Origin of the sequence: Halorhodospira sp. 9622 (assembly GCF_022228025.1) — a bacterium.
GTDB lineage: Bacteria > Pseudomonadota > Gammaproteobacteria > Nitrococcales > Halorhodospiraceae > Halorhodospira > Halorhodospira halophila_A.
Genome location: NZ_JAJNRE010000096.1, coordinates 1 through 779 on the forward strand (window position 1 = coordinate 1; position 779 = coordinate 779).

At 66.4% G+C, this 779-nt stretch carries 1 protein-coding gene; it reads right to left on the reverse strand.

Annotated features, from left to right (window positions below; genetic code table 11):
- Window positions 1-71: 71 nt before the first annotated feature.
- Window positions 72-779 (reverse strand): IS21-like element helper ATPase IstB (gene istB / locus LRG07_RS13755; protein WP_238642763.1); only part of this gene is annotated, 708 nt, incomplete at its 5' end.

Below are 779 nucleotides of genomic sequence, written 5' to 3' on the forward strand. Positions count from 1 at the left end.
GAAGTGGTGGGCCCATTCCACGAAGCTGGGGTGCCTCTGCGGGCAGTATAGGTCCACACCAAGGCAGCGGCTCATGGGGTCGACTCCGAGGTGGTTGTCTCGAGGGCATCCTGGGAGCGACGCATGGATTCACCCTGCATCTCGAGGCGGTAGCTGTTGTGCACCACCCGATCGAGGATGGCATCGGCCAGCGTGGTATCGCCGATGACCTCGTACCACTGGGCGATGGGCAGCTGGCTGGCGATGACTGTGGAGCGGCGTCGGTAGCGGTCCTCGAGGAGTTCCAGAAGCTCCCGTCGGTCGGCGTCATCCAGAGCCCCAAGACCGAAGTCGTCGAGCACCAGGACTTGGGCCTTGGCCAGCTCGGCAAAACGGCGGGCATAAGTGCCATCCGCCCGGGCCAGGGTCAGCTCGCCCAGTAGCCGGGGCAGACGTGCGTAGTAGGCCCGGTAGCCGTCGCGGCAGGCCTTCTGCGCCAGGGCGCAGGCGAGATACGACTTGCCCACACCGGTTGGACCGGTGATCAGCACATTGCGCTGATCGGTGACCCATCGGCTGGTGAAAAGCGGCTCAAGCACAGCACCTGAGAGCTTGCGGCGGGCGTGGCGGTTGATCCCCTCGACGCAGGCCTCCGGATAACGCAGCTTGGCGGCACGCAGGCGGGCAGTGAGCTGGCGATCGGCACGGACCGCGGCCTCACGCTCGACAAGCAGGGCGAGGCGATCGAGAAACGGCATCGCCTCCAGGTCCGTGCGGCCCAATTGCTCCTCGACGGCAGC